Source organism: Sulfitobacter sp. EE-36 (assembly GCF_000152605.1).
GTDB classification, from domain to species: Bacteria; Pseudomonadota; Alphaproteobacteria; order Rhodobacterales; family Rhodobacteraceae; genus Sulfitobacter; species Sulfitobacter pontiacus.
On sequence record NZ_CH959310.1, the window covers coordinates 545,223 to 569,259 of the forward strand.

Annotated in this window: 21 protein-coding genes; 7 read left to right on the forward strand and 14 right to left on the reverse strand. The window is 62.3% G+C overall.

What is annotated here, in order from left to right; genetic code table 11:
• The first annotated feature begins 106 nt into the window (after positions 1 to 106).
• The 4 genes from EE36_RS05300 to EE36_RS05315 all read left to right on the forward strand — a co-directional run bounded on the left by EE36_RS05300 (position 107) and on the right by EE36_RS05315 (position 3,510).
• Entirely contained in the window at positions 107 to 2,017 is a 1,911-nt protein-coding gene (locus EE36_RS05300) for a PAS-domain containing protein (RefSeq protein WP_005850189.1), read from the forward strand.
• A complete protein-coding gene (locus tag EE36_RS05305) occupies positions 2,014 to 2,715 on the forward strand; it encodes a response regulator transcription factor (protein WP_005850190.1) in 702 nt (233 codons plus the stop codon). The genes EE36_RS05300 and EE36_RS05305 overlap by 4 nt, the downstream gene beginning before the upstream one ends.
• Positions 2,706 to 3,176: an N-acetyltransferase gene (locus EE36_RS05310; protein ID WP_005850191.1), complete on the forward strand. Its 471-nt coding sequence runs from the start codon at positions 2,706 to 2,708 to the stop codon at positions 3,174 to 3,176. The genes EE36_RS05305 and EE36_RS05310 overlap by 10 nt, the downstream gene beginning before the upstream one ends.
• 106 nt (positions 3,177 to 3,282) lie before the next feature.
• The gene (locus EE36_RS05315) at positions 3,283 to 3,510 is read left to right on the forward strand and encodes a WGR domain-containing protein (protein WP_005850193.1); all 228 of its coding nucleotides are present in this window, start codon (positions 3,283 to 3,285) and stop codon (positions 3,508 to 3,510) included.
• Here EE36_RS05315 and EE36_RS05320 read toward each other — a convergent pair.
• Both EE36_RS05320 and fdhF read right to left on the reverse strand, forming a co-directional pair.
• Complete coding sequence (locus EE36_RS05320) at positions 3,499 to 4,704, reverse strand: Zn-dependent hydrolase (RefSeq protein ID WP_005850195.1); 1,206 nt, start codon at positions 4,702 to 4,704, stop codon at positions 3,499 to 3,501. The genes EE36_RS05315 and EE36_RS05320 overlap by 12 nt on opposite strands.
• Before the next feature lie 2 nt (positions 4,705 to 4,706).
• Positions 4,707 to 7,475 carry a formate dehydrogenase subunit alpha gene (gene fdhF, locus EE36_RS05325; RefSeq protein WP_005850197.1) on the reverse strand — a complete coding sequence of 923 codons (2,769 nt, stop codon included), beginning with the start codon at positions 7,473 to 7,475 and terminating at the stop codon, positions 4,707 to 4,709.
• Between the two features lie 210 nt (positions 7,476 to 7,685).
• Here fdhF and EE36_RS05330 point away from each other — a divergent pair, with 210 nt between their 5' ends.
• Genes EE36_RS05330 through EE36_RS05340 form a run of 3 tightly spaced genes read left to right on the forward strand, consistent with a single transcriptional unit; the run spans position 7,686 to position 10,023 of the window.
• Positions 7,686 to 8,339: a histidine phosphatase family protein gene (locus EE36_RS05330; protein ID WP_005850200.1), complete on the forward strand. Its 654-nt coding sequence runs from the start codon at positions 7,686 to 7,688 to the stop codon at positions 8,337 to 8,339.
• 11 nt (positions 8,340 to 8,350) lie between these two features.
• A complete protein-coding gene (locus EE36_RS05335) occupies positions 8,351 to 8,971 on the forward strand; it encodes a glutathione S-transferase family protein (RefSeq protein ID WP_005850202.1) in 621 nt (206 codons plus the stop codon).
• Positions 8,968 to 10,023, forward strand: a complete 1,056-nt coding sequence (locus tag EE36_RS05340) for a saccharopine dehydrogenase (protein WP_005850205.1) — start codon at positions 8,968 to 8,970, stop codon at positions 10,021 to 10,023. Before EE36_RS05335 ends, EE36_RS05340 begins: the two co-directional genes overlap by 4 nt.
• A gap of 36 nt (positions 10,024 to 10,059) precedes the next feature.
• Here the strand turns inward: EE36_RS05340 and EE36_RS05345 are convergent, their stop codons facing one another.
• The 12 genes from EE36_RS05345 to puuE form a co-directional block, all read right to left on the reverse strand.
• Positions 10,060 to 10,791 carry an SDR family oxidoreductase gene (locus EE36_RS05345; RefSeq protein ID WP_005850208.1) on the reverse strand — a complete coding sequence of 244 codons (732 nt, stop codon included), beginning with the start codon at positions 10,789 to 10,791 and terminating at the stop codon, positions 10,060 to 10,062.
• The gene (locus tag EE36_RS05350) at positions 10,788 to 11,351 is read right to left on the reverse strand and encodes a DUF3833 family protein (RefSeq protein ID WP_005850210.1); all 564 of its coding nucleotides are present in this window, start codon (positions 11,349 to 11,351) and stop codon (positions 10,788 to 10,790) included. The genes EE36_RS05345 and EE36_RS05350 overlap by 4 nt, the downstream gene beginning before the upstream one ends.
• Positions 11,348 to 12,589, reverse strand: a complete 1,242-nt coding sequence (locus EE36_RS05355; protein WP_005850212.1) for an MFS transporter — start codon at positions 12,587 to 12,589, stop codon at positions 11,348 to 11,350. The genes EE36_RS05350 and EE36_RS05355 overlap by 4 nt, the downstream gene beginning before the upstream one ends.
• On the reverse strand, positions 12,586 to 13,347 hold the full coding sequence (locus tag EE36_RS05360) for a DUF1365 domain-containing protein (protein WP_005850213.1): 762 nt from the start codon (positions 13,345 to 13,347) through the stop codon (positions 12,586 to 12,588). Before EE36_RS05360 ends, EE36_RS05355 begins: the two co-directional genes overlap by 4 nt.
• Positions 13,344 to 14,663: an NAD(P)/FAD-dependent oxidoreductase gene (locus tag EE36_RS05365; RefSeq protein ID WP_005850215.1), complete on the reverse strand. Its 1,320-nt coding sequence runs from the start codon at positions 14,661 to 14,663 to the stop codon at positions 13,344 to 13,346. Before EE36_RS05365 ends, EE36_RS05360 begins: the two co-directional genes overlap by 4 nt.
• A gap of 143 nt (positions 14,664 to 14,806) precedes the next feature.
• A complete protein-coding gene (locus tag EE36_RS05370) occupies positions 14,807 to 16,048 on the reverse strand; it encodes a DNA recombination protein RmuC (RefSeq protein ID WP_005850217.1) in 1,242 nt (413 codons plus the stop codon).
• On the reverse strand, positions 16,045 to 17,943 hold the full coding sequence (mutL, locus tag EE36_RS05375) for a DNA mismatch repair endonuclease MutL (protein ID WP_005850219.1): 1,899 nt from the start codon (positions 17,941 to 17,943) through the stop codon (positions 16,045 to 16,047). Before mutL ends, EE36_RS05370 begins: the two co-directional genes overlap by 4 nt.
• A 73-nt stretch (positions 17,944 to 18,016) precedes the next feature.
• Positions 18,017 to 19,240 (reverse strand): urate hydroxylase PuuD, encoded by a 1,224-nt coding sequence (locus EE36_RS05380; protein ID WP_005850221.1) that lies wholly within the window; start codon positions 19,238 to 19,240, stop codon positions 18,017 to 18,019.
• A gap of 11 nt (positions 19,241 to 19,251) precedes the next feature.
• Positions 19,252 to 20,694, reverse strand: a complete 1,443-nt coding sequence (locus EE36_RS05385) for a uracil-xanthine permease family protein (RefSeq protein WP_005850223.1) — start codon at positions 20,692 to 20,694, stop codon at positions 19,252 to 19,254.
• 59 nt (positions 20,695 to 20,753) lie between these two features.
• Entirely contained in the window at positions 20,754 to 21,245 is a 492-nt protein-coding gene (locus EE36_RS05390) for an ureidoglycolate lyase (protein WP_005850225.1), read from the reverse strand.
• Positions 21,242 to 22,057: a bifunctional allantoicase/(S)-ureidoglycine aminohydrolase gene (locus EE36_RS05395; protein ID WP_005850227.1), complete on the reverse strand. Its 816-nt coding sequence runs from the start codon at positions 22,055 to 22,057 to the stop codon at positions 21,242 to 21,244. Before EE36_RS05395 ends, EE36_RS05390 begins: the two co-directional genes overlap by 4 nt.
• Positions 22,054 to 23,466, reverse strand: coding sequence for an allantoinase PuuE (puuE, locus tag EE36_RS05400; RefSeq protein ID WP_005850229.1), 1,413 nt, complete (start codon positions 23,464 to 23,466; stop codon positions 22,054 to 22,056). The genes EE36_RS05395 and puuE overlap by 4 nt, the downstream gene beginning before the upstream one ends.
• Positions 23,467 to 24,037 lie beyond the last annotated feature (571 nt).

Genomic DNA, 24,037 nt, shown 5'->3' on the forward strand with positions numbered 1-24,037 from the left:
TACCTAATGATTTCTCAATTCTAACGAATTGTAACAGGCGTGATTTCCCAAGGTTGCGCTTGGCGGCGCTGTGGGGATGGTGCAGTCTGCCGCGGGGGGAGTCTGCATGCAGATCGACGATCACCAGACAAAACTCATGACGGCTGCGGGGCTGAACCTGATCGCGCAAGCGCTGACGATCTATGACGCGGATTTGCGGCTGGTGCTGTGTAATGCACCGTTCCAGCAGATGTTCGACCTCCCCAAAGCGCTGGTCACCCCCGGTGCGAGCTTTCAGGAAACGATCACGCTGCTGGCACAGTTGGGTGAATACGGCGACGTGGACGACGTGGCGCATTTCGTGGCCGAAAGGGTGGAACAGGCCCGCGCGTTTGAACCCCATTATATGGAACGCACCCGCGCCAATGGCCGCACCATCTCGGTCGAAGGCTCCCCCCTGCCCCAAGGCGGCTGGGTCACCGTCTACACCGACATCACCCGCACCAAACAGCAAGAGGCACTGCTGCGCGCCCGGTCTGATGCGCTGTCGGGGCAGGTGCTGGCCCACGCCGAAGAACTGTCAGCCACCAACCGCGAACTTGCCGCGATGAACTCCGCGCTGGAAGAGGCAAAACGCCAGCTCACCCTGTCTGAAGCCCGCACGCGGCTGACCACAGAAATGATGCCGGCCCATATCGCCCATGTGGATGCAAACGCCTGTTACACCTATTCAAACCGGCGGTTGGCCTCTGTCATGCCGGGGCGGCGCGCGGATCTGATCGGCCGCCATATCGCAGAGGTTCTGGGTCAGCAGGCCTACGATTCTATTGCTCCCTCGCTCACCCAAGCCTTTGCCGGAAAGCCGTCGGTGATCGAATTCACGGACGAGATGAGCGCCCGGCGCATCCGCGGAGCCTTTACCCCCGATACAAACGGCGGGGTCTATATCCTGTCGATGGATGTGACCGAGGAAACCCAGAACCGTGTCGCCCTGCAGCAGACCCGACGACGCGAGATCGCGGCGCAGGTGATCTCGGGGCTGGCGCATGATTTTTCCAACTTGCTGACGATCATCCTTGGCCTGCAGTCCCGGCTGGGGCGGCTGGACGGCCAACCGGCAGAGGCCGCCCCCCTCATCGAAGGCACCCTTGCCGCGGCGCGCCGGGGCGGCACGTTGCTTAGCTCTATTGCCGATATGACAGGCGCGCGCACGCTGCGTCCGACTGCGACCCATATCCCGCGGCTGCTTGAAGATCTGACCCTGATCGCGCGCCCCACCCTGCCCAAGGGCATGACGCTAAGCATCGACAACCAGATGGATGACACCCCCGTGCTGCTGGACAGCGGGCTGGTGCAGGACGGGCTGCTGAACCTGATCCTGAACGCCCGCGATGCCTGCGGGGCTGCGGGGGCGATCTCGCTCGAAATACGACAGGTCCATGACACATGGATCGAATGGGTCTTGCGCGATACCGGCCCCGGATTTTCGCCCTCGGCGCTGGAACACGGGTTTGATCCGTTTTTTACGACCAAAGGGGCCGAAGGATCGGGGCTGGGGCTGCCGATGGTCTATGACATGGTGAAATCGACGGGGGGCGATCTGCGCCTTGGCAATACGGCCCATGGCGCGCAGGTGACCATGCGGCTGCCCTACCGCCCCGCCGTGGCTGCCACCACCGGACTGGTTCTGCTGGTCGAAGACGCCGATGACCTGCGCGCGCTGGTGCGAGACATGTTGATGGGGCTGGGCCATTCCGTGATCGAAGCTGCCAGCGCGGATGAGGCCACCGCCCTGCTGGCCGATCTGCCCGACATCGCGCTGATCCTGTCCGACATCCAGCTTGTGGGCGAGGCGACGGGGCTGGACCTTGCCAAACGCCTACCCGCCGATGCCCCGCCGCTGGTATTGATGACCTCGCTCCCGCCCGATGATGCCCAGTTTCTAGAGGCGCAAACCCTTGCCCCCGTATTGCGCAAACCCTTCGAGATTGCGGATCTGACCGCGCTGATTGCCCCGAAAGAGAGTGCCGCCCAATGACCCGCCCCCTCGTCACCATTCTGGACGATGAACCCGAAATCCGCACGCTTCTCGCCGACGCTTTAGAGGAAGCGGGCTTTGACACGCTGTCCTTCAGCCGCGCCCGCGCGTTCGAGGCCGCCTTGGCGACCCACACCCCCGATGTCTGTCTGGTGGACCTGTCCCTGCCGGATTCAGACGGGCTGACGCTGGTGCATCGCCTGGCGCTGGAACAAGGGGCCATCGTGATCATCATCTCGGGCCGCGCACAGGTGCAGGACCGCGTCACGGGGCTGGAACTTGGCGCGGATGACTACATCATCAAGCCCTTTGATCCGGCAGAGGTCGTCGCCCGTATCCGTGCCCGTCTGCGCAGCGCCAAACCCACGCCGCAAGCCGGCACCGTCGCCGCGTTCAGCGGGTGGAAGGCACATTTCGACCGCTATGCGCTTGAGGATGAAAGCGGTGTCGAAACCCCCTTTTCCCACGCGGAGGGGGAGGTGCTGCGCCTGTTTCTGGACGCGCCCAAACGTCTGCTCAGCCGCGCGCAGATGCAGTCGAGCCTTGGCGGCGTCGCCTCTGAAAGCTTTGACAGGGCGATGGACGTGCGGATTTCGCGGCTGCGGACCAAACTGCGCGAAGACCCCAAAAACCCGCAGTTGATCAAGACGATCTATGGCGCGGGCTACATCTTTCTGGGCGACGTCACATGGAGCTGACCCCCCGTCGCATCAGCGGTGGCAGCCCCCATCTGGACGACGTGCTGCATCTGATGCGCGACTGCTTTGCCTATATGGAGGGGCGCATTGACCCGCCAAGCTCGCTTGGCCAAACCACCTTGCCATCGCTGCAAGCCACGGCGGATAGGGATGAAATCTGGGTGATCGGCGCGCCGCCTCTGGCGTGTGTGGTGCTGAGCGTGAAACCGGCGGTTCTGTATCTGGGCAAGCTCTGCGTTGCCCCCAGCCATCAGCGACTGGGGCTGGCACGCCATCTGATCACCCACGCCGAGAGCCGCGCCCGTGCCCTGCACCTTGGCCAGCTGGAACTGCAAACGCGGGTGGAGCTGTTGGACAATCACGCCACCTTTCGCGCGCTCGGCTTTCACGAATATGCCCGCACGGCGCACGCGGGGGTTGACCGCCCCACCAGCATCACCCTGCGCAAAACCGTGGCCTGAGCCACGCGTTGCCACCTGCCGCCACAGATGGCACCGCTGTCTTTTCTGCTTCGGGCGCTGCCGTTTTTTATTGCGCGCCTGCCCCTTGGCCCGCTAGATTCTACCCATGATCGAATGCTTGCTGTACAGGACCAACCCCGCCCAAAGACGGCTGTTCTATCGCGTCGAAATCGCGATGAACCTGTTCAGCGAAGTCTCTGTCCTGCGCGAATGGGGCGTCGCAGGTGGCCAGCCCAAAGCGGTGATCCAGTGTTTCGGCAACCTGCGCGAGGCGTCAAAAATGGCGGACCGCTATCGCACACGGGCCGAGCGTCGCGGCTATCTACGTCACTGACCCCAGCCGCGTCACCGCGCGGGCAAGCACCTGAACACCAGCCACCAGATCGGCCTCGCTCGTGTCTTCCTCGAAGGTATGGGACAGCCCTCCGATCGACGGCACAAACAGCATCGCCACCGGCATCTTGCGCGACACATTGGTCGCGTCATGCAGCGCGCCCGACGGGATCTTGCGCCAGTTGCCCGGCGCGACCTCTTCCGCGCCGGCTTCCAGCGCGGTGCGCAGGACCGGGTCCATCGCGACGGGTTCCAGCCCCAGCATTGTGCTAAAGCTGACCGTCAGCCCCTGCTGCGCCGCGATCTCGGTGGCGGTGTCGCGGATGATCTGTTCCATCCGGCCCAGACGGTCCGCATCCGCATCGCGCCACTGCATCGAGAACACCGTACGCCCCGGCACGATAGAGGATGCATTTGGGTGCAGCGTGACATGGCCGATGGTCCAGACGGTCTGCGGTGTGACGACGTTGCGCAGCCGGTCGTTCAACGCGGCATTGAAGGCAGAGACCGCCTGAAACGCATCGCGGCGCAGATGCATCGGTGTGGTGCCCGCATGGTTCTGCTGCCCATCAAAGGTGATCTTCATGTCGCGGATGCCGACGATATCGGTGACCACACCAATCTGTTCGCCGCTGGTATCCAGCGTCGGCCCCTGTTCGATATGCAACTCGACGAAGCCGGTGAACAGATCGGGCGACACCTCGCCCGTGACCAGATGCGCCACGGCCTGACGCGCGTCGCCAAGGGTCACGCCCGCATGATCGGTCAGCGCATCGGCGGCGGCCTGATCCAGATGCCCGCCCCAAACGGCGCTGCCCGTGGTGACGCCAAAGCGCCCCTCTTCATCCTGAAACGACACGACAGAGATCGCGGGGCCGCTGGCCTCGGCTGCGGCGCGGGCGACCTCGAGCGCGGCAATCACGCCAAGCGCGCCGTCGAGCCATCCGCCTTCGGGCTGGCTATCGGAATGTGACCCCATCAACAGCGACGGCCCGTCGGCCAAGCCGAAAAGATTGCCCATCTGGTCCATTTCAACCCGCAAACCGGCATCGCGCATCTGATCGGCCAGCCAGTCCCGCGCGGCGACATCGGCGTCGCTATAGGCCGGGCGGACCACCCCTTTGCCCACCCCCGCTGCGCCGAACGAGCGCAATTTGTGAAGGTCGGCGAGAAAGCGGTCGGGGTTGATCTGCATGGTTACTCCGCGGGTTGGGGGCCTGTTGCGGCCTCTACTTTCACGGCCGAGAATTTAAACTCGGGGATTTTGCCATAAGGGTCAACCGCTGGATTTGTCAGGATATTTGCCGCCGCTTCGACATAGGCAAAGGGCAGAAACACCATATCGGGCGACACGGCGCGGTCTTCGCGCGCCATCAGTTCGATCGACCCGCGCTTGGTCGTGAGCCGGATATAGGCACCCGGCTCTACCCCCAGCTTGCGTAAGGTAGACGGGTGGAGCGAACAGTTCGCCTCGGGCTCTAGCCCATCAAGCACATAGGACCGCCGCGTCATCGACCCCGTGTGCCAATGTTCAAGCTGCCGGCCCGTGGTCAGGATCATCGGATAGTCTTCATCCGGCGCGTCGTCAGGCGCGATGATGCTGGCGGGGGTAAACCGCGCGCGTCCGTCCTGTCGGGGGAAGCCATCGGCAAAGACAATCGCCTGCCCCGGATCGGTGGGGCTGGTGGACGGGTAGGTCACGGCCCCTTCGCTCTCTAACCGGTCCCAAGTGATGTTATTGAGAGACGACATATTCAGCTTCATCTCGGCGAAAACCTCGCTCGGGTCGGTATAGGTCCAGCCCAGCCCCAGACGTTTGGCCAGTTCAACCTCGATCCACCAATCCTCTTTCGCGTCGCCGGGCGGCGGCACCGCGGGGCGGCCCATCTGCACCTGACGGTTGGTATTGGTCACCGTGCCGGATTTTTCCGCAAAGGCGCTGGCGGGCAGGATCACATCGGCAAAATTCGCGGTCTCGGTCAGGAAGATATCCTGCACCACCAGATGATCGAGCTTGGCCAGCGCATCGCGGGCGTGTTCCACATCGGGGTCCGACATCGCCGGATTTTCACCCAGCACATAGAGGCTGCGAATATCCCCGTCATGCACCGCGTCCATAATCTCGGTCACGGTGAGGCCCTTCTTGTCGCTGAAATCGCTGCTTTGCCACACGTCGGTAAAGGCAGAGCGGACGCCATCATCGGACACCGGCTGGTAATCGGGCAGGAACATCGGGATCAGCCCCGCGTCAGACGCGCCCTGCACGTTGTTCTGCCCCCGCAACGGATGCAGCCCCGCACCGGGTCGTCCGATCTGCCCCGTCATCAGCGCAAGCGAGATCAGGCAGCGCGAATTATCGGTGCCGTGGATGTGCTGCGAAATGCCCATCCCCCAGAAAATCATCGCCGCATTCGCCCCCGCAAAGGTCCGCGCCACATCGCGCAGCACCTCCGCGTCAATGCCGCAGATCTTGGACATCTTTTCAGGGGTGAAGGTTTTCAGGTGGGCTTTCTCGATCTCCCAGTTTTCGGTGTAGGCTTCGATATACTGCTGGTCGTAAAGCTTTTCCTCGACGATTACATGCATGATCGCGTTCAGCATCGACACATCGGTGCCGGGGCGGAATTGCAGCATATGCGACGCGTGCCGTTTCAGCGCCTGGCCGCGCGGGTCCATCACGATCAGCTTGCCGCCGCGCTTGGCGAACTGTTTGAAGAAGGTCGCCGCGACGGGGTGGTTCTCGGTCGGGTTCGCGCCGATCACAATCGCAACATCGGCGTTTTCGATCTGGTTGAAGGTCGCGGTGACGGCACCGGATCCGACATTCTCCATCAGCGCGGCCACTGACGAGGCATGGCACAGCCGCGTGCAGTGATCGACGTTGTTGTGACCAAAGCCCTGTCGGATGATCTTTTGAAACAGGTAGGCCTCCTCGTTCGTGCATTTCGCTGATCCAAAGCCCGCCACACCCGCGCCGCCGATCTTTTTCATACCGCCCGCAGCGAAATCCAGCGCCTCGTCCCAGGTGGCTTCGCGGAAGTGGGTTTGCCAGTTGCCCGGGTCCACGTTCAACCCCTTGGGCGGGGCGTCCTTGCGACGGATCAGCGGTTTGGTCAGGCGATGCGGATGGTGGATATAGTCAAAACCAAAGCGCCCCTTGACGCAAAGCCGCCCTTCGTTCGCGGGACCGTTGATGCCCTCGACGTATTTGATCTTGCCGTCCTTGACCTTCAGCGACACCTGACAGCCGACACCGCAGAACGGGCAGATGCTGTCGACTTCGCTATCAAAGTCGGCGCTGTCGCCCACCTGCGCGTCATCGACCACCGTGGCGGGCATCAGCGCCCCCGTCGGGCAGGCCTGCACACATTCACCGCAGGCCACACAAGAGGACGCGCCCATCGGGTCGGCCATGTCGAACACCGGATAGCTGTCATGCCCGCGACCGGCCATCCCGATCACATCATTGACCTGCACCTCGCGGCAGGCGCGCACACACAGATTGCACTGGATACAGGCATCAAGGTTCACACGCATCGCCACATGGCTGTCGTCGAGCAACGGGATGCGCCCCTCTTCCAGCTTGGGGAAGCGGCTTTCCGAGATACCTTCCATTGCGGCCATGTCCCACAGGTGGCTGGATTTATCGTGGGCGACTTCGGGGGCGGGCTGATCGGTGACCAGCAATTCCATCACCATCTTACGGGCATTTTCGGCGCGCGCGTTGTTGGTGGTGACGACCATACCGTCGCTCGGTTCACGCAGGCAGGAGGCGGCCAGCACGCGTTCGCCTTCGATCTCGACCATACAGGCACGGCAGTTGCCATCGGGGCGATACCCCGGCTCCGGTGTGAAACACAGATGCGGGATTTTCAGACCGCGCCCATTGGCGATTTCCCAGATGGTCAGCCCGGTGTCGGCCTCGACCTCTTCGCCGTCGAGCGTGAATTTTACCTTATCCGCCATGGGGAACCCTCCTGTACCGCCCCGCAGTATAGGCAGGGCACGCATGCGACGGCAGTCATATTCCCGACACCCTGCCCCGTTTTTGCGCCACCGGCGTTTCCGATACGCGACGCGGGGGGCCGCCTGCAAAAAATCGACATGCGAGGGGCGGGCAGGCTTTCCACCCGCGCATGGCTTGCCTATCAATGGCGCAACAGAAAAAGGCGCGCTATGTCCCACATTACCCTCATCCGTCACGGTCAGGCAAATTCCCAGGCCAAGGACGAAATCAGCTATGACAAGCTAAGCCCGCTTGGCCACGAACAGGCCGCGTGGCTGGGCGACCACCTGCGCCAGTCCGAAACCCACCACACGCGGCTGTATACCGGCACGCTGCGCCGCCATATCGAGACGGCAGAGGGGATGAATACCGGGCTTGAACCGATACGCGACGCGCGGCTGAACGAGCTTGAGTATTTCACCCTCGCCACCATGATGGAGCAGCAGCACGGCATCCCTTTCCCCACGGAACAGGGCGGGTTCACCAACCACCTGCCGCTGGTGTTCGAGACGTGGAAAAGCGACAGGCTCGAAAACCCGCCCGAGAGCTACGCCAATTTCGAAGGGCGCATCAAATCCGTGCTATCAGAGATCTCGGACGGGGACGGGCCGGCGCTGGTCGTGACCTCTGGGGGGCTGATCTCGATGGTGATGGCGCAGGCGATGGGGCTGGGCATTCCGGCCATGTCGCGCATCGCGCTGGCGATCATGCACACGTCGATGCACCGGCTGTTCCCCATTGGCGGCCACTGGTCGCCGGTGTTGTTCAACGCGGTGCCCCATCTGGATACCCCCGCACGCCGTGTCGCGCAGACCCATATCTGAAAGGCAAAACGATGCTTACGCTTTATTACACGCCCGGAACTATCTCTGTCGCGGTGGCGATTGCCATCGAAGAAGCCGCCCTGCCCTATCAGCCGGTGCGCGTCGACTTCGCCACGGCAGAGCAGACGAAACCCGAATATCTGGCGATCAACCCCAAGGGACGCGTGCCTGCGCTGCGGCTTGAGGATGATACGATCCTGACCGAAACCGGTGCGCTGCTGGACTATGTCGCTGCCATTGCGCCCAAAGCCGGGCTGGTCCCCACGGACCCGACCGCCGCCGCACAGATGCGCAGCGCGATGTACTACCTCGCCTCTACCATGCATGTTGCCCATGCCCACAAGATGCGCGGATCGCGGTGGGCCAAACAACAATCAAGCTTCGAGGATATGACGGCTCAGGTGCCCGAAACCATGGCCGCCTGTGCCGATTTTGTCGAAAGTGATATCCTGCACGGGCCCTATGTGTTGGGCGACGATTTCAGCCTTGCCGATCCCTATCTGTTCGTCGTGTGCAACTGGCTTGAGGGCGACGGCGTGGATACGGCAGCCTACCCCAAGATCACGACATTCATGCAGCAGATGACTGCCCGCGCCAGCGTGGCAGCGGTGAAAGACAAGGGGATGCTATGACCGCGCCACATCTATGGGTTCGCGCCGAACAGCGCGACAATGAAACCCGCGTCGGCATCACGCCTCAAGGGGTTACCGCGTTGATGGAACAGGGGTTTCGCGTCACCGTCGAAGCCTCGGACAGCCGCGTGATCGCGACCGATGCCTATGCGGCCACGGGCTGCACCATCGCGCCACAGAACAGCTGGCCCGACGCGCCTGCCGATGCGATCATCTTTGGCCTGAAGGAACTGCCAGAGGACGGCACACCGCTGGTGCACCGGCACATCATGTTCGGTCACGCCTACAAAGGTCAATCTGCGGGGCGTATCCTGTTACAACGTTTCAAGGCGGGCGGCGGCACCTTGCTGGACCTTGAGTATCTGACCGACGAGACAGGCCGACGCGTCGCCGCCTTTGGCTATTGGGCGGGGTTCGCGGGGGCGGCGGTGGCCGTCAAATGCTGGGCCGCCCAAACCCGTGGGCAAGCTGTCGCCCCCATCACGCCCTATCCTAACGCCGATGCGCTGACCCGCGACCTTACGGCAGAGATCGACGGGCTCGCCACGCCCGACGCTTTGGTCATCGGTGCACTTGGTCGGGTGGGCAGCGGTGCCGCCGATCTTTGCGGCCGTCTGGGGATCAAGGTCACCGGGTGGGATATGAAGGAGACCGCCCACGGCGGCCCCTTCCCCGAGATTTTGCAGCATGTGCTGTTTTTCAACTGCATTCTGGCGGGGCCGCAGACACCGGTTTTCGTGCCCAAAAGCGCGCTGGACAGGGATCGCGCGCTGCGGGTGATCGGCGATATCGCCTGCGATCCCGACAGCGACTTCAACCCCGTACCGGTCTATGACCGCGCGACCGCATGGGAAGAGCCCGCGTTACGCGTGCATGACACCCCACCTCTGGATGTCACCGCGATCGACAACCTGCCGTCGATGCTGCCGTTGGAAAGCTCTGAAGACTACGCCGCGCAGCTGCTGCCGACGCTCTCGGCACTGGCGGAAGATGCCTCGCCCGTCTGGGCGCGGGCCCATGCGCTGTTCCAAGAACACAGCGCCGCCGTGTGACGCGTTCAGATCGGGCGGATCACGCGCCCGATCCGGTCACCCGAATAGACGGTAGTAGATGCCGTCGGGCAGGAACTGCGCCAGCCGGAAGAAAAGCGAGAACCCGAAGGGGAAGCTTTTCTTAAAGCTGCTGCCGCTCATATGCTCGACCACTTGCTGCGCGGCGGCCTCGGGCTCCATCAAAAAGGGCATCTTGAAGTCGTTCTTGTCGGTCAGCTGCGTGCGGATAAAGCCGGGGTTGATCACCTGCACCTTCACGCCGGTCTTGCGCAGGTCGGCGTGCATACATTCCGCCAAGGACAAGGTGCCCGCCTTGGACGCCGTATAGCCGATAGACTTTGGCAGCCCGCGATAGGCCGTGAGGCTAGAGGTGATCACGATGTGGCCCGCGTCGCGCTTGACCATATCAGGCACCACTTCGCCCATCACGCGCACCAGCCCGGTAAGGTTCACATCGATCATTGTGGTCGCATGCTCCGGCTCCCATGCCTGCGCCCCAAAGGGCCAATAGGCCCCCGCCAGATAGACAACGCCATCCACCGGCCCGACGGCCTTGACCGCCGCGCGGATGCTGTCGATATCCTGCACGTCGATGGTCTGGTAGCTTGCGGAAACAGGCAGTTCATCGACCAGCGCCGCCAACTTGTCTTCAGACCGGGCAGAGACGATGACCTCGGCCCCCAGTCGGCCCAGCTTATGTGCCAGCGCTTCGCCCAGTCCGGCGCTCGCCCCGATCAGCCAATAGCGTTTTCCTGTCCATTCGGTCATGCTGCGTCCTTTCTGCGGATGGTTGCGACCAATTCGGCCACCTTCACCCCAAATTTTCGGAACTGACTGCGGTTGATGATTGTGCCATCGCCGGTCAGATACATCCAGTCCACGGTATTCAGCAGGTGCCCGCCCACGTCATCGGGCAGCCTGATGGTGTATTTCGACTGCACCGTCGCACCGACGTTGCGGCCCTTGGCCGTGCCTTTGACGTCCGGCGCGGTGGCGGTGAAATGCCCCGTCTCGCCCAATGTGATCGTCCATGTGCGGTCTTGGGTCGTGTTGTCGTCATAGACGAAATGTTCGTCGATACGTGCGGTGTCGCCGTCCCATGTCACGTTGAAATCTGCCACGAAACTGCTGGTGACCCGCCCCGCGGGGCCAAAGATGACGCCTTCGCAGACCATCGCCCCGTCCAGATGTTTCCTCATGTCAAAGACAGTGTAGTCATCCGCATAATCCGACGGCTTTTGCGCAGGGAAATCGGTGATCCGCCGCCGCGCCAGCCAGATTGCGGCCACCACTGCGGCCCCCAGAGCAAACTGCAACATGTCCATCATTCTTCATCTTCCTTTTGCATCGGCGTGGCGGCCAGAAAACCGATGGCCAACAGCTTGAGCCCGCAAGGCACGCCAGCATAGAGCCATATGAGCGTCGAGATTGCCACCGGTCCATTGCCCGTCGTACCGCTGTCAAAGCCGGACGCCTGCAGGGTGGGAAGTAGCGTTATCGCAGCGAAGGCAAGGGCGAATTTCGACACCAGCGACCACAGCCCGAACCCCTCGGCGGCCTGCGGGGCGACCACCGCCATCCGCGCGGAGAACATCGCGGGCAGCAGTGTCAGGTCGGCCCCCAGCACCGCGCCAGAGGCGATGCAGACCAGCACGAACCACGCCACATCCCCCGCCCCCAGCAGCAAAGTCCCTGCAAACACAAGGATCGCCAACCCCATTGCGGACAGCAGGACGGGTTTGGGGCTGAAACGCTCTGCCAGCTTGCCCCACAACGGGGCGGCCACCGCAGCCGAAAGAAAGAAGAGCAACAGCAGCGCGCCCGCCCACCCCGGGGCACGCAGCACGCTTTCGACGTAGAACAGAAATAACGTAGATGTGACCGCGACAGGGGCCGCATTGAACAGCGCGATCAGCAGCAACCGACGGGCAATCGGATCGCGCAGGACCACGCCGATCCCCGTGGGACCCACGATATCGCCGCCGCGCCATTCGCCCCGCATTGCAAAAACGCTGCCCAGACCAAGTGCGGCAAAACCGATGGCAAACCCTGTAAACGGGGCCCCCATCACCAGCCCCAGCATCACAGGCAGTACCGAGGCCGCGCAGACGCCTAGCAACGCCCCCGTTTCGCGCCAGCGCGCCAGCACCAGATGTCCGCGCCCGGGCAACTGCGCGGCTTTGGCGACCCCTTGCGCGTAAAAGCAGATCGTCAGAAAGCTGAACGCCGAAAACACCCCCGTCAGTGTCAGCGCGAACCACATCAGCGGCGGCAACAGGGGAGGTACTGCAAACAGGGCAAACATCGATACAGCCATCAGGGCGACACCGACGGCGACCGCCGCGCCGCGCCTGTGACGCAAGGCTTGCGATAGCCGCCCCAGCAGCGGGTCCTGCACCACATCCAACAGGCGCAGCGCAAAAAGCACCGTGCCCAAAGCCCCCAGCGACACCCCGTATTCATCAACAAAGAACTTGGGCGCGTGAATATAAATCGGCAGCCCCGCCGCCGCCAGAAGCGACGCAAACAGCGCATAGGCAGGCAGTTGATGTGCCGAACGGGTCACGTGCCCGACACGTCTTTCACCGGCGGTTCAGGACGCGGGCGATAGCCGCCGCCTTTCCACCACAGCTTTAGCGCCTGCCAGTGGATCAAGGCCAACACCCGCCGCGCCCCGAAGGGACGCCGCAGCAGCGACCACAGGATTGCCTGGTTCGTGAGAGGGCCACGACGGCCCGTCAGGGTGGCGATCAAGCCCCCTTCGGACTGGGTATAATCGATCCAGACACCAATACGGTCGGCGCGGATATCAAAGCGAAAACTGTATCCCCCTTCGACCGGCTGAAATGGCGATACGTGGAAAATCTTGGTCGCGTGCAGATGATCTGTGGCCGTGATCGGGCGCAGGTCATCGTGGCGGCATAGATAGCTGTGCCGGTCACCGAAGGTATTCGATACCTCTGATATCACGGCGATCAGCGCCTCGTCCGCGCGGTGGCACAGCCAAAAGCTGACAGGGTTGAACACATGCCCCAGAACGCGCGGTTGCGCCATCAGCTCTATCCGCGCGACGCCCGTGACTTCGTGCTGCGCCAGAACATCGCGCACCCACGCGGCCCCGCGACCCGCGCCTTTGGTGCCGCCGTGGTCTTCGTCCCACAGCGATGTCACGGCCCCGCGGTTGCGCCCGAACAACGCTGGTGTTCGCAGCGATGCCTCTGCATCCAGAACCACGTAATCGACCGAATAGCGAAAGCTGTTTTCGACCGCCCCCTTGCGCCCATGATAGGTCACACCACGGATATGATCGACGCCGGCGCTCATTCTGCGGCCAGTGCGACCTTTGCCTTGGCCCGCAGCCCCTGCACCACGTCAACAGCGCTAGAGAGCCCGTCCTCGTGGAAGCCATGCTTCATCCAAGCGCCGCAGAACCAGGTGTTCTGCGTGCCGTTGAAGGCGCGCACCTGTTCTTGTGCGGCCAGCGCGCCCAGATCATAGACCGGATGGCGCAGGGTGACCTGATCATAGATCAGCTCTTCGCGGATCGGTCGCTTGGTATTGAGCGTCACAAAATGCGGGTCGTCCATCGGGATCGGTTGCAGCGAGTTCATCCAGTAGGTCAGGTCAATCCGGTCGGACTTCTGCCCCTTATCCTCGGCATAAATCCACGAGGCCCAGGTCTTGCGCAGCTTGGGCATAACAGAGGCATCGGCATGTAGCACCACGTCGTTGGGCTGGTATTTCACCGCACCCAAGGCCGCACGCTCTGCCGTGCTTGGGTCGGCCAGAAGGGCAAGCGTATCATCGGAATGGCTCGCAAAGACGACCTCGTCAAAGGCTTCCCATTCCGCGCCATGGGTTTTCACCTCTGCGCCCAAGGGCGTGCGGCGGACGGATTGCACCGGCGTGCCAAGGCGAATGTCGACGCCCTTGGCTGTCAGCGATGCTCCCAGACGGTTCACATATTCCTGCGACCCGCCCTTAACCGTATACCACTGGTGCTGGCCTGTGTGGCTTAGCAAGGCGTGGTTCTCGAAGAAGTCGATCATGGAATAGGCGGGGAAATCCATGATCTTGTCGACCGGCGTCGACCAGATCGCGCCCGACAGCGGCGTCAGGTAGTATTTGCGAAAATATTCACCCGCGCCCAGCTTGTCCAAGAACCCGGCGATGGTCAGCGTACGGTCTTGCGCCAACTTGGTCGCCGTGCTGTTGAACCGCACGATATCGGTCAACATACGCAGGAATTTCGGATTCAGCGCATTGCGCCGCTGCGCGAAAATCGAATCCAGCGTCATCAGCCCGTATTCCAACCGCCCCCCATCGATGGAGGCCCCAAAGCTCATGTTGGATTTGATCACCGGCACGTCGAGCTCTTTGAACAGCGCGGCGAGGTTGGGATAATTGGCGTAGTTGAACACGATAAAGCCCGTATCTACAGGCTGGTCGCCGTTCTTGCCCGCCATCTTCGTGCGCGCGTGGCCCCCCAGACGGGGGCAGCTTTCGAACAAGGTCACCTGATGGTCGTCGCCCAGCATATGCGCCGCCCCCATGCCGGAAATACCCGCGCCGATGACGGCAATCTTTCGGTGGCCTGCCAAAGAGTTATTCTGTGGCGGGTCGATGGCTTCAAATGGCATAAGGCGAGAATTTCCAGTCTGTCAGGTTTGTATCGGCACTTTCGGTGATACACGGGCTGGACGGTACATGAGTTGCAGTTAATCAGACACTAACTACGACTTTTTGTGACACCCTTGTCGTGGCTCCTCGCTTAGATAGCCCGTCAGGGCCGTTTGTCAGGGCGCGAAAGCGGCACAACGCGATTATCCTGCTCTGACAGTTCTTCGAAATCGAAATTATCCAGTTTTGCCGCACGTTTACCCGCGCGTTCAGCGGCCGTGCCCAAGCGTTCAAGATCAGCGCGGGCCTGCCCGAAATGGGTGTTCAGCTTGCCAACACGTTCGACCACGATCTCGACATCGCGGTGCAGCATCTTGAGCGTTTTGCGGATGGCCCCTGCCTGTTCCCGCATCCGCGCATCCTTGAGGATCGCGCGCATCGTATTCAGCGTTGCCATGCAGGTGGTCGGGGATACGATCCAGACCCGCGCATCAAAGCCTTCGCGGACCAGTTCAGGGAAGTTCGCATGCAGCTCGGCATAGACCGCTTCCGAGGGCAGGAACATCAGCGCGCCATCCGCGGTCTCGCCCTCAATGATGTATTTCGTGGTGATCGCCTGGATATGTGCCTTGACCGCAACCCGCATGGCGCGGGCGGCATCCTTGACCTCGTATTCCGTCTTGGCACGGCGCAGGGCTTCATAGGCTTCAAGCGGGAATTTACTGTCGATCACGATCGGGCCGGGCGGGTTCGGCAGGTGGATCAGGCAATCCGCGCGCCTGCCGTTGGAAAGCGTCGCCTGCATCGTATAGCTGTCACTTGGCAACGCCTTAGAGACGATATCATGCAGCTGGATTTCACCGAATGCGCCACGGGTCTGTTTGTTGCTCAGGATATCCTGCAGCGACAACACGTCGCCCGACAGTTTGGTGATATTGTCCTGCGCCTTGTCAATCGCGGCCAGCCGTTCCTGTAGCTGGGTCAGGCTGGTCGTCGTCTGCTTGCTGGAACCGTGAAGCGTCGCGCTCATGCGTTCCTGCATCTCTGCCAAGGACCGTGCAGAGCGGGCCGCGTTCTCGGCCAGCCGGTCCTGCATTTGTTGCTGCACATGGGCCATGCGGGCCTCGATGCTTTGCACCATCTGAGCCTGCGCATTGGCTTGGGTATCCGACACGGTTTGCAAGCCGCCGCGCAGCTGTTCCTGCCCCATGCCAAGCTGTTGCACATGGCCGCCCAGTATCTGCATCTGTCGCGCCAGCGGGGCCGCCACCCGCGCCGACCGCCCCGCCGCACGCACCGCCATCACCAGCAGGATCAGCACGAGCAAGACCACGCCCCCGCCGCCAATCAGCAGCAGCATGGCAGGGTCTGTCAGCGCGTAGGTTTCACCGCCAAGCTGGATCATGTGCGCCCGAACAGACGTTCGATATCGCTCAACTTCAGCTCGACATAGGTGGGGCGGCCGTGGTTGCACTGGCCGGAATGGGGCGTCGCCTCCATCTCGCGCAGCAGCGCGTTCATTTCCTCGCCCCGCATCCAGCGACCCGAACGGATGGAACCGTGACAGGCCACACGGCTGAGGATCGCCTCGATCCGGGCCTGTAACGTGTTGCTTTCGTTCTGATCCGCGAGCTCATCAAGGATATCCAGCACCATCGCCTTGGCATCCACCGTGCCAAGGATCGCGGGCGTTTCGCGCACGGCAATGGCACTGCCGCCAAAGGCTTCGATCCCCAGTCCAAACCGCGCGAGGTCTTCCGCGACCTCAAGCAGCCGCGCGCAGTCCGACGCTGACAGATCCACGATCTCGGGGATCAGCAAGGCCTGCGCCGCGACACCGTTTTCGGCCATCTGGCGTTTCAGCTTTTCATAGACCAGCCGTTCATGCGCCGCGTGCTGGTCCACGATGACCATGCCCGTCGCCGTCTGTGCGATAATGTAATTCTCGTGCACCTGTCCCCGCGCGGTCCCAAGGGGGAAGTCCGGCGCGGGTTCGGCGGCGGGCGTGTGTGCGTCGTGGGTCCGAGTGTCGTGGGTCTGAACGTCAGCGCCGCCAGCCTCGTACTGGGGGGGCGTTTCAACACGGCCCCACATGCCGGCGGTTTCGGCAAAGCCGGGTTCGGGCGCTTGCGCTTGATAGGCAGCACTGCGCGCACCAAGCGAGGGGCGGTCCATCTGATACACCCGCGCACCGGGCTGTTCGGGGCGCATCGCCCCCAAAGTCGCATTCGCCACGGTGGTTGAGGCACGGTGCCCCGCATCCGCCAGCGCATGGCGCAGCGCCGATACGATCAACCCGCGTGCCAGTCCTGGATCTCGAAAGCGCACTTCGGATTTGGCGGGGTGGACGTTGACATCCACAAGCTTGGGATCGCAATCGACAAACAGCGCGGCGGCGGGATGGCGGTCACGGCTCAGCAGGTCGAAATAGGCCCCGCGCAACGCCCCCACCAGCAGCTTGTCACGGACGGGACGCCCGTTCACAAACAGGTATTGCGTCACGGCAGAGCCGCGCGAATAGGTCGGCAGCGCCGCGTAGCCCGTCAGGTGCAGCCCTTCGCGTTCGGCATCAATGGCCAGCGCGTTTTCAGCAAACTCGCGCCCTAGCACCTGCGCCAAACGCCCGTGCAGCGCGGCGAACATATCGCCCTGTTCGGCCTCGGCGCGAAACACCTCGCGGCCCGGTCCGTCGCCGGACACATCGCGCAGGGTGAAACGCACGAAGGGTTCCGCCATCGCCAGCCGCTTGATGATGTCAGAGATCGCCTGCGCTTCGGCGCGATCGGTACGCAGGAACTTCAACCGTGCGGGCGTGGCAAAGAAGAGATCGCGCAGGGTGACGACGGTGCCACCATTCAGCGCAGCAGGGCGCACAGGGCCGGTCACGCCGCCGTTGACCGAAATCTCGGCCCCGTCCTGTCCGGCAACACGGCTGCAAATGGTCAGCCGCCCGACAGCCCCAAGCGAGGGCAGCGCCTCGCCGCGAAAACCGAAGGTGTGGATGTTCAGCAGGTCCGTCCCGTCAATCTTCGAGGTCGCGTGCCGGGACAGCGCCAGCGTCAGATCGTCCGCGGCGATGCCGCAGCCGTCGTCGGTGACGCGGATCAGCGTCTTGCCACCATCGGCATATTCGACCGTGATTTGCCGCGCGCCCGCATCGATTGCGTTCTCGACCAGTTCCTTGACCGCAGAGGCAGGGCGTTCAACGACCTCTCCGGCGGCGATACGGTTAATCGCCGAGTCGTCGAGCTGCCGGATCACCGGGCGATTTTCGCTTATATTGGGGTTTGGATGCGCCATGCGGCTAGACCTAGCATAGAGGCGCGCGATTCTGAAAGCCGCGAATACGGATGGTTAACGCTCGTCGGCGAGGTTAATCCTGCGTGGCTGCATTGAACCAGGCGACGATCTCGGCGCGTTCGCTGGCCTGCATATGGCTTAAGTTGGCGGGGGGCATCGCATCTGTCACACCCGCTTGCAAATAGATTTGTTTGGCCGCGCTGGCGATCTGATGTTCTGTCTCAAGCCGGATGGATTTCGGCGGCCAAAGCAGCCCGTCCCACGCGGGTTCTGCCGCATGACACATGCTGCACCGACCGCGCACGATATCATGCACCCGGTCAAACCCTTCGGCCTGGGCAAAGCGCAGTGCGGGGCCGGTGGCCTCTTCCGGCTCGACGCTGCGGAACATCGGCGCGGTCGACAGCCACATGATCGTGACGAACAACAGCGCGGTGACCGCCCATGTCCACGTCGGATTCCCCTGACGCGCATGCAGGCTGTTGAAGTAATGGCGGATCGTGACCCCCATCAGAAACACCAGTGCCGCAATCAGCCAGTTCATTTCCGACGCGAAGGCCAGCGGGTAGTGGTTGCTGAGCATCAGGAAGATGACCGGCAAGGTCAGATAGTTATTATGTGTGCTGCGCTGTTTGGCGATCTTGCCGTATTTCGCATCCGGCACCCGCCCCGCCTTGAGGTCGGCCACCACGATCCGTTGGTTCGGCATGATAATGAAGAACACGTTCGCCGACATGATCGTCGCGGTGAACGCGCCCAGATGCAGCAACGCTGCACGCCCCGAAAAGACCGAGGTATAGAAATAGGCCATCCCCACAAGGATCACATAGAGGCCGATCATCAGCCGTGTGTTGTTATCGCCGAATTTGCTTTTGCAGATCTGGTCGTAGACCAGCCAACCAAAGCCGAGCGACAACAGGGAAATCCCCACGGCCTGCCAGTTCGCCAGTTCTGCGACAGTGGGATCGACAAGATAGAATTCCGCGCCGAGGTAGTAGACCAAGATCAGCAAGGCAAAGCCGGAGAGCCACGTCGAATAGCTTTCCCATTTGAACCAGATCAGATCGTCGGGCATCTGCGCGGGGGCCACCAGATATTTCTGCACGTGATAGAACCCGCCGCCGTGGACCTGCCATTCTTCCCCGTCCGCGCCGGTTTTGAGGTTGCGGTCGCGGTGCAGGCCCAGATCCAGCGCGATAAAGTAGAACGATGACCCGATCCACGCGATGGCCGTGATGACATGCACCCAGCGAACGGCAAACTCGATCCAAGCGCCAATGGCGGCCATATCGTACATGGGGTGGCTCCTTAGTGTAGCGTCTTGGGTGTATGCGGCAGCTTACCCTTAGAACTGCCTGACAACCCGCCCGAGACTTCCTCGGTTGATTCCTCTGCCAGTTCTTCGGGCAGAAGCAGGTTCAGTACAATAGCAATCAGGGCCGCGGGAAGCAGACCGCTGGTCAGCAGGATCTTGGCCGTATCGGGCAGGTGTTGCACCGCGCCGGGTTCCAGCTGAAGCCCCAGACCAATCGAGATCGAGATGGCAAAGATCACCATATTGCGGCGGTTCCAGTCCACGTCGGACAACATCGACATGCCGGCGGCGACGACCATGCCGAACATCACGATAACCCCGCCGCCCAAAACCTCGATCGGGATGGTGCGGATCACGCCGCCGACCTTGGGGACCAGCCCGCAGAGGATCAGGAACAGCGCACCGACGGTGACGACGTGGCGGCTCATCACGCCTGTCATGGCGATCAGGCCGACGTTCTGGCTGAAGGATGTGTTGGGCAGCCCCCCAAAAAGACCGGCGACGGCGGACCCGATCCCGTCGGCATAGGTCGCGCCCTGGATTTCGCGGTCGGTCGCCTCACGGCCCGCGCCGCCCTTTGTGATCCCGGCGACGTCACCCACGGTTTCAATCGCCGAGATAAACGCCATCAGACAAAAGCCGATGATCGCCGCTGCCGAAAACTCGAACCCGTATTTCAGCGGATTGGGCAGCGCAAAGGCGGCAGAGCGTGACCACGACCCGCTGATGTCGCCAAAGCTGAGCATCCCCACGGCCAGCGCATAGATATACCCCACGATCAAGCCGATCAGCACAGCCGAGATCGACAGCATTCCGCGGGTGAAAAACTTGATGCCCAATGTGACAAAGATCACCACCAGCGCGGCCGACCAGTTCAGCAGGCTGCCATAGGCAGGCGTGCCAATCGCGGGTACACCACCGGCAGCGTATTGGATCCCCACCTTGACCAGCGCCAGGCCGATCATCGTGACCACCAACCCCGTAACAAGCGGCGGCAGCGCAAATCGGATCTTGCCGATGAACAGCCCCAGAAAGGCGTGGAACATGCCGCCGATCACAACGCCTCCGAACAGCGCGGCAAGCCCGTCCACACCCTTACCCGCCACCAGAGGGATCATGATGGGGATGAACGCGAAAGACGTGCCCTGCACAATCGGCAGCCCTGCCCCGACAGGCCCCAGCGTCAGCGTTTGCAGCAGCGTCGCGACACCGGCAAACAGCATCGACATCTGGATCAGGTACAGCAGTTCGGGAAAGTCGGGCGAGTTCGACCCGAACCCAAAGCCCGCCGCGCCCGCGATGATGATGGCGGGGGTGACATTGGACACGAACATCGCCAGCACGTGCTGAACACCCAGAGGAATAGCGCGATACAGCGGCGGCATGTAATTGGGGTCGCGCAGTTGTTCCGGCGTGCCGATGGCGTGGCGTGTCATATCAAATTTCCCTTGTTGATCACTGGCCGCTATTTGTGCGGTCCGATTATCTGCGGGGTTTACCCCTTGATCATATAAGGCGGGTCCAGCGGGTATTCGTCAAGGTTGGGGCTGGTGCCGATGCGGTCCACCACGGCGAAAAGCCCGGGCTCTGCCAAAGGGGTAAGCACGCCGTGCCATGTCCCGCGGTGAAAGTTCACGCCCTGATGCGGTGCCGTCAAGAACGCCAGCGGTGTGCCGGGGGTATCGCCCTCGTCGGGTGCCACGATCACAAGAAACGGCGCGCCCGTCAGTGGCAGGAAGGCTTGCGACCCTTCGGGGTGCCGTTCAAGCAGGTCCAACTGGTACGGCAGACGACGGGCCTGCGCGTTAAAGATGCTGATGCCCGCGCGACCGTCGGGCCCGAAATCCAGCTTTGCCAGATCATGGTGCCGCCCACAAAGCCCCGCGTTGATGATCCGGTCCGGCGCGCCCGAGTTGTCCAGCACTTCACCGAAAGGGGCGAAGGCATCTGCGGTCAGGGGCTGAACGGTGATCTCGCGCGGGCTCATAGCGACAGCGGCATGTGGCGGTTCACATCCTTATACAGCAGATAGCGGAAGGGTTCTTGCCCCGTGGCAATACAGGCCTGCGGACAGAAAGCGCGCAGCCACATGAAATCGCCCGCTTCAACCGGCACCCAGTCGCGGTTCAGCAAATAATCCGCCGTGCCCTGAATGACATAAAGCCCGTGTTCCATCACATGGGTCTCTGCGAAAGGGATGCGCCCGCCCGGTTGGAAGGTCACGATATTGACGTGCATGTCGTGGCGCAGATCGCCTGGGTCCGCGAAACGCTGGGTCGCCCAAGCGCCATCGGTATCGGGCATGGCAATCGGTGCGACTTCGTCGTCATGGGTCACGAATGCCTCCGGCGCATCCAAGCCGTCCACGGGGACATAGCGCTTGCGCACCCAGTGCAGGCCGCAAGGCGTATCGCCGGTGTTCCAAAGCGTCCATTTGGCCGCAGGGGGAATATAGGCGTAAGACCCTGCCACAAGATCATACCCCTGCCCGTCCAGCGTCAACCGTGCGCGGCCTGTGGCCACGAACAAGACCGCTTGCGCCTGCGCGTCCGGCTCGGGCGTGTCGCTGCCACCCTTGGGGGCAAGCTCTACCGCGTATTGCGCGAAGGTTTCTGCAAATCCGGTCAGCGGCCGCGCCAGCACCCAGGCGCGTGTGTTCACCCATCCGGGCAGCAAGCTGGTCACGATGTCCCGCTGCACCGAGGCAGGGATCACTGCGTAGGCGTCGGTGAAAACAGCCGTGCTTTCAGGAGAGACAGTCTGGTCCGGCAGACCGCCGGGGGGGAAGGCATAGGTCATAGCATATCCTCCAGCCGCAGCCGTGCGATCCGTTCGACCTGTGCGCATGCGGTGGTAAATTCATCTTCGGTTGCGTTGGCGATGCGGGTCTCGAACTGGCGCAGGATGCCGTCCTTGTCGTGATCCTTCACCGCGATGATAAAGGGAAACCCGTGTTTCGCGACGTATTGGCTGTTCAACGTCTCGAAGCGGGCGCGCTCGGCATCGGTCAAGGCGTCCAGCCCGGCGCTGGCTTGTTCTTGCGTGCTTTCAGCCGTCAGCCGTTTGGCCGCCGCCAACTTGCCCGCCAGATCGGGGTGCGCGGTCAGCACGCCCAAGCGTTCCGCCCGCGTCGCCGACCGGAACATCCGCGCCAATGCATTATGTATCCCCGCGACAGAGTTATGCGCGGGCCCAAGTTCAAGGTCATAGGCGCGTTCGGCGATCCACGCTGAATGTTCGAACACCCCGCCGAATTTCGCGACAAAGCTGGCGCGGTCCATCTGGTCCAGACGCAGGCGCGGCTGAGGCGGATGGGTGACACGCCAATGCTCTGCGATGTCGATGCGGCGCGGCGTCCAGACGCCTTCGAACCCTTTGATGTAGTCGATAAAGCGTTTCAGCGCCTGTATCCGTCCGGGCCGCCCGATCAGACGGCAATGCAGCCCGACCGACATCATCTTGGCCTGCCCGGCGCTGCCTTCGGCATAAAGCGCATCGAAGGTATCGCGCAGATAGGCATAGAACTGATCGCCCGAATTAAAGCCCTGCGGCGTGGCAAAGCGCATATCGTTGCAATCAAGAGTATAGGGGATAATCAGCTGATCGCGCCCTGCCACCTGCATCCAGTAGGGCAGATCATCGTCGTATGTATCCGAGATATAGTCGAAGGCCCCCGTCTCTGCCGCCAGCGCGACCGTGTTCACAGAGCTGCGCCCCGTGTACCAGCCACGCGGCGCTGTGCCGACGACCTCGCGGTGCAGGCGGATCGCCTCGTCCATATCGGCGCTTTCGACCTCGGCGGTGTGATCCTTGTAGTCGATCCATTTCAGCCCGTGGCTTGCGATTTCCCAATCGGCCTGGGTCATCGCCTCTACCTGCTGCGGGGACCGCGCCAAGGCGGTGGCGACGCCATAAACGGTAACAGGGATATCCGCTCCGGTGAACAGGCGGTGCAACCGCCAAAAGCCCGCCCGCGCGCCGTAGTCATAGATGGATTCCATGTTCCAGTGGCGTTGCCCCGGCCAAGGGGCGGCCCCGACGATCTCGGACAGGAAGGCCTCTGATGCGGCATCCCCGTGAAGCAGACAGTTCTCGCCGCCTTCTTCATAGTTCAGCACGAATTGCACCGCGATCCGCGCGCCGCCCGGCCATTGTGCATCAGGCGGTGTGGGGCCGTAGCCGTGAAAATCACGAGGGTAGCGTGTCATGGGATCGTCCTTTGGTCAGCGCCTGCGCGCGCGGGGAAACCGCGCGCTGCGGGCCGTTGTTTTAGTCAACCAACGGTTTTCTGGCACTGATTTTTCGCAATGTACAGCCAGCCAACCCTTCCCGAAAGGTCGGCCGGCTGCCAGATCGGCTCGAGTGGCCCTGCTCTCTTATAGCGAAAGTTCTATGGCGCTGGCCGGCCTGAAACTCAAACACATACGGGGGGCATATCGGGCGGGAAAGTGAGTGGAAGGGGCCGCTCTTGCTGCGCTATGCAACACGAGTCCTGTCGGCCCCTGCCCAATGATCGCCGCACCACGTGCGACTTGCCCGATCATAAGAATTCTGTCCCCCAGAATACATACTCGGATTGTATGGGTCGCTGGCAGGCAACACCTCCGATTGAATGTTGTGTACCATATAGGCGCAGGATGATTCGCGGCTCAAGCAAAAACGATTCGGTAGGCGAATTATTTTTCGCCATCGCCCGAATCACCGCCTCTTTCAGCGCGGACGCGCCCAGAAAGCCGCCCATCAATCCGCCATTGACCTAGCCCGACACCCGCCTATCGT

Coding starts and splice junctions, on each gene's coding strand:
- EE36_RS05300 (WP_005850189.1), top strand. CDS start 107: ATGCAGATCGACGATCACCAGACAAAACTCATGACGGCTGCGGGGCTG.
- EE36_RS05305 (WP_005850190.1), top strand. CDS start 2,014: ATGACCCGCCCCCTCGTCACCATTCTGGACGATGAACCCGAAATCCGC.
- EE36_RS05310 (WP_005850191.1), top strand. CDS start 2,706: ATGGAGCTGACCCCCCGTCGCATCAGCGGTGGCAGCCCCCATCTGGAC.
- EE36_RS05315 (WP_005850193.1), top strand. CDS start 3,283: ATGATCGAATGCTTGCTGTACAGGACCAACCCCGCCCAAAGACGGCTG.
- EE36_RS05320 (WP_005850195.1), bottom strand. CDS start 4,704: ATGCAGATCAACCCCGACCGCTTTCTCGCCGACCTTCACAAATTGCGC.
- fdhF (WP_005850197.1), bottom strand. CDS start 7,475: ATGGCGGATAAGGTAAAATTCACGCTCGACGGCGAAGAGGTCGAGGCC.
- EE36_RS05330 (WP_005850200.1), top strand. CDS start 7,686: ATGTCCCACATTACCCTCATCCGTCACGGTCAGGCAAATTCCCAGGCC.
- EE36_RS05335 (WP_005850202.1), top strand. CDS start 8,351: ATGCTTACGCTTTATTACACGCCCGGAACTATCTCTGTCGCGGTGGCG.
- EE36_RS05340 (WP_005850205.1), top strand. CDS start 8,968: ATGACCGCGCCACATCTATGGGTTCGCGCCGAACAGCGCGACAATGAA.
- EE36_RS05345 (WP_005850208.1), bottom strand. CDS start 10,791: ATGACCGAATGGACAGGAAAACGCTATTGGCTGATCGGGGCGAGCGCC.
- EE36_RS05350 (WP_005850210.1), bottom strand. CDS start 11,351: ATGATGGACATGTTGCAGTTTGCTCTGGGGGCCGCAGTGGTGGCCGCA.
- EE36_RS05360 (WP_005850213.1), bottom strand. CDS start 13,347: ATGAGCGCCGGCGTCGATCATATCCGTGGTGTGACCTATCATGGGCGC.
- EE36_RS05365 (WP_005850215.1), bottom strand. CDS start 14,663: ATGCCATTTGAAGCCATCGACCCGCCACAGAATAACTCTTTGGCAGGC.
- EE36_RS05370 (WP_005850217.1), bottom strand. CDS start 16,048: ATGATCCAGCTTGGCGGTGAAACCTACGCGCTGACAGACCCTGCCATG.
- mutL (WP_005850219.1), bottom strand. CDS start 17,943: ATGGCGCATCCAAACCCCAATATAAGCGAAAATCGCCCGGTGATCCGG.
- EE36_RS05380 (WP_005850221.1), bottom strand. CDS start 19,240: ATGTACGATATGGCCGCCATTGGCGCTTGGATCGAGTTTGCCGTTCGC.
- EE36_RS05385 (WP_005850223.1), bottom strand. CDS start 20,694: ATGACACGCCACGCCATCGGCACGCCGGAACAACTGCGCGACCCCAAT.
- EE36_RS05390 (WP_005850225.1), bottom strand. CDS start 21,245: ATGAGCCCGCGCGAGATCACCGTTCAGCCCCTGACCGCAGATGCCTTC.
- EE36_RS05395 (WP_005850227.1), bottom strand. CDS start 22,057: ATGACCTATGCCTTCCCCCCCGGCGGTCTGCCGGACCAGACTGTCTCT.
- puuE (WP_005850229.1), bottom strand. CDS start 23,466: ATGACACGCTACCCTCGTGATTTTCACGGCTACGGCCCCACACCGCCT.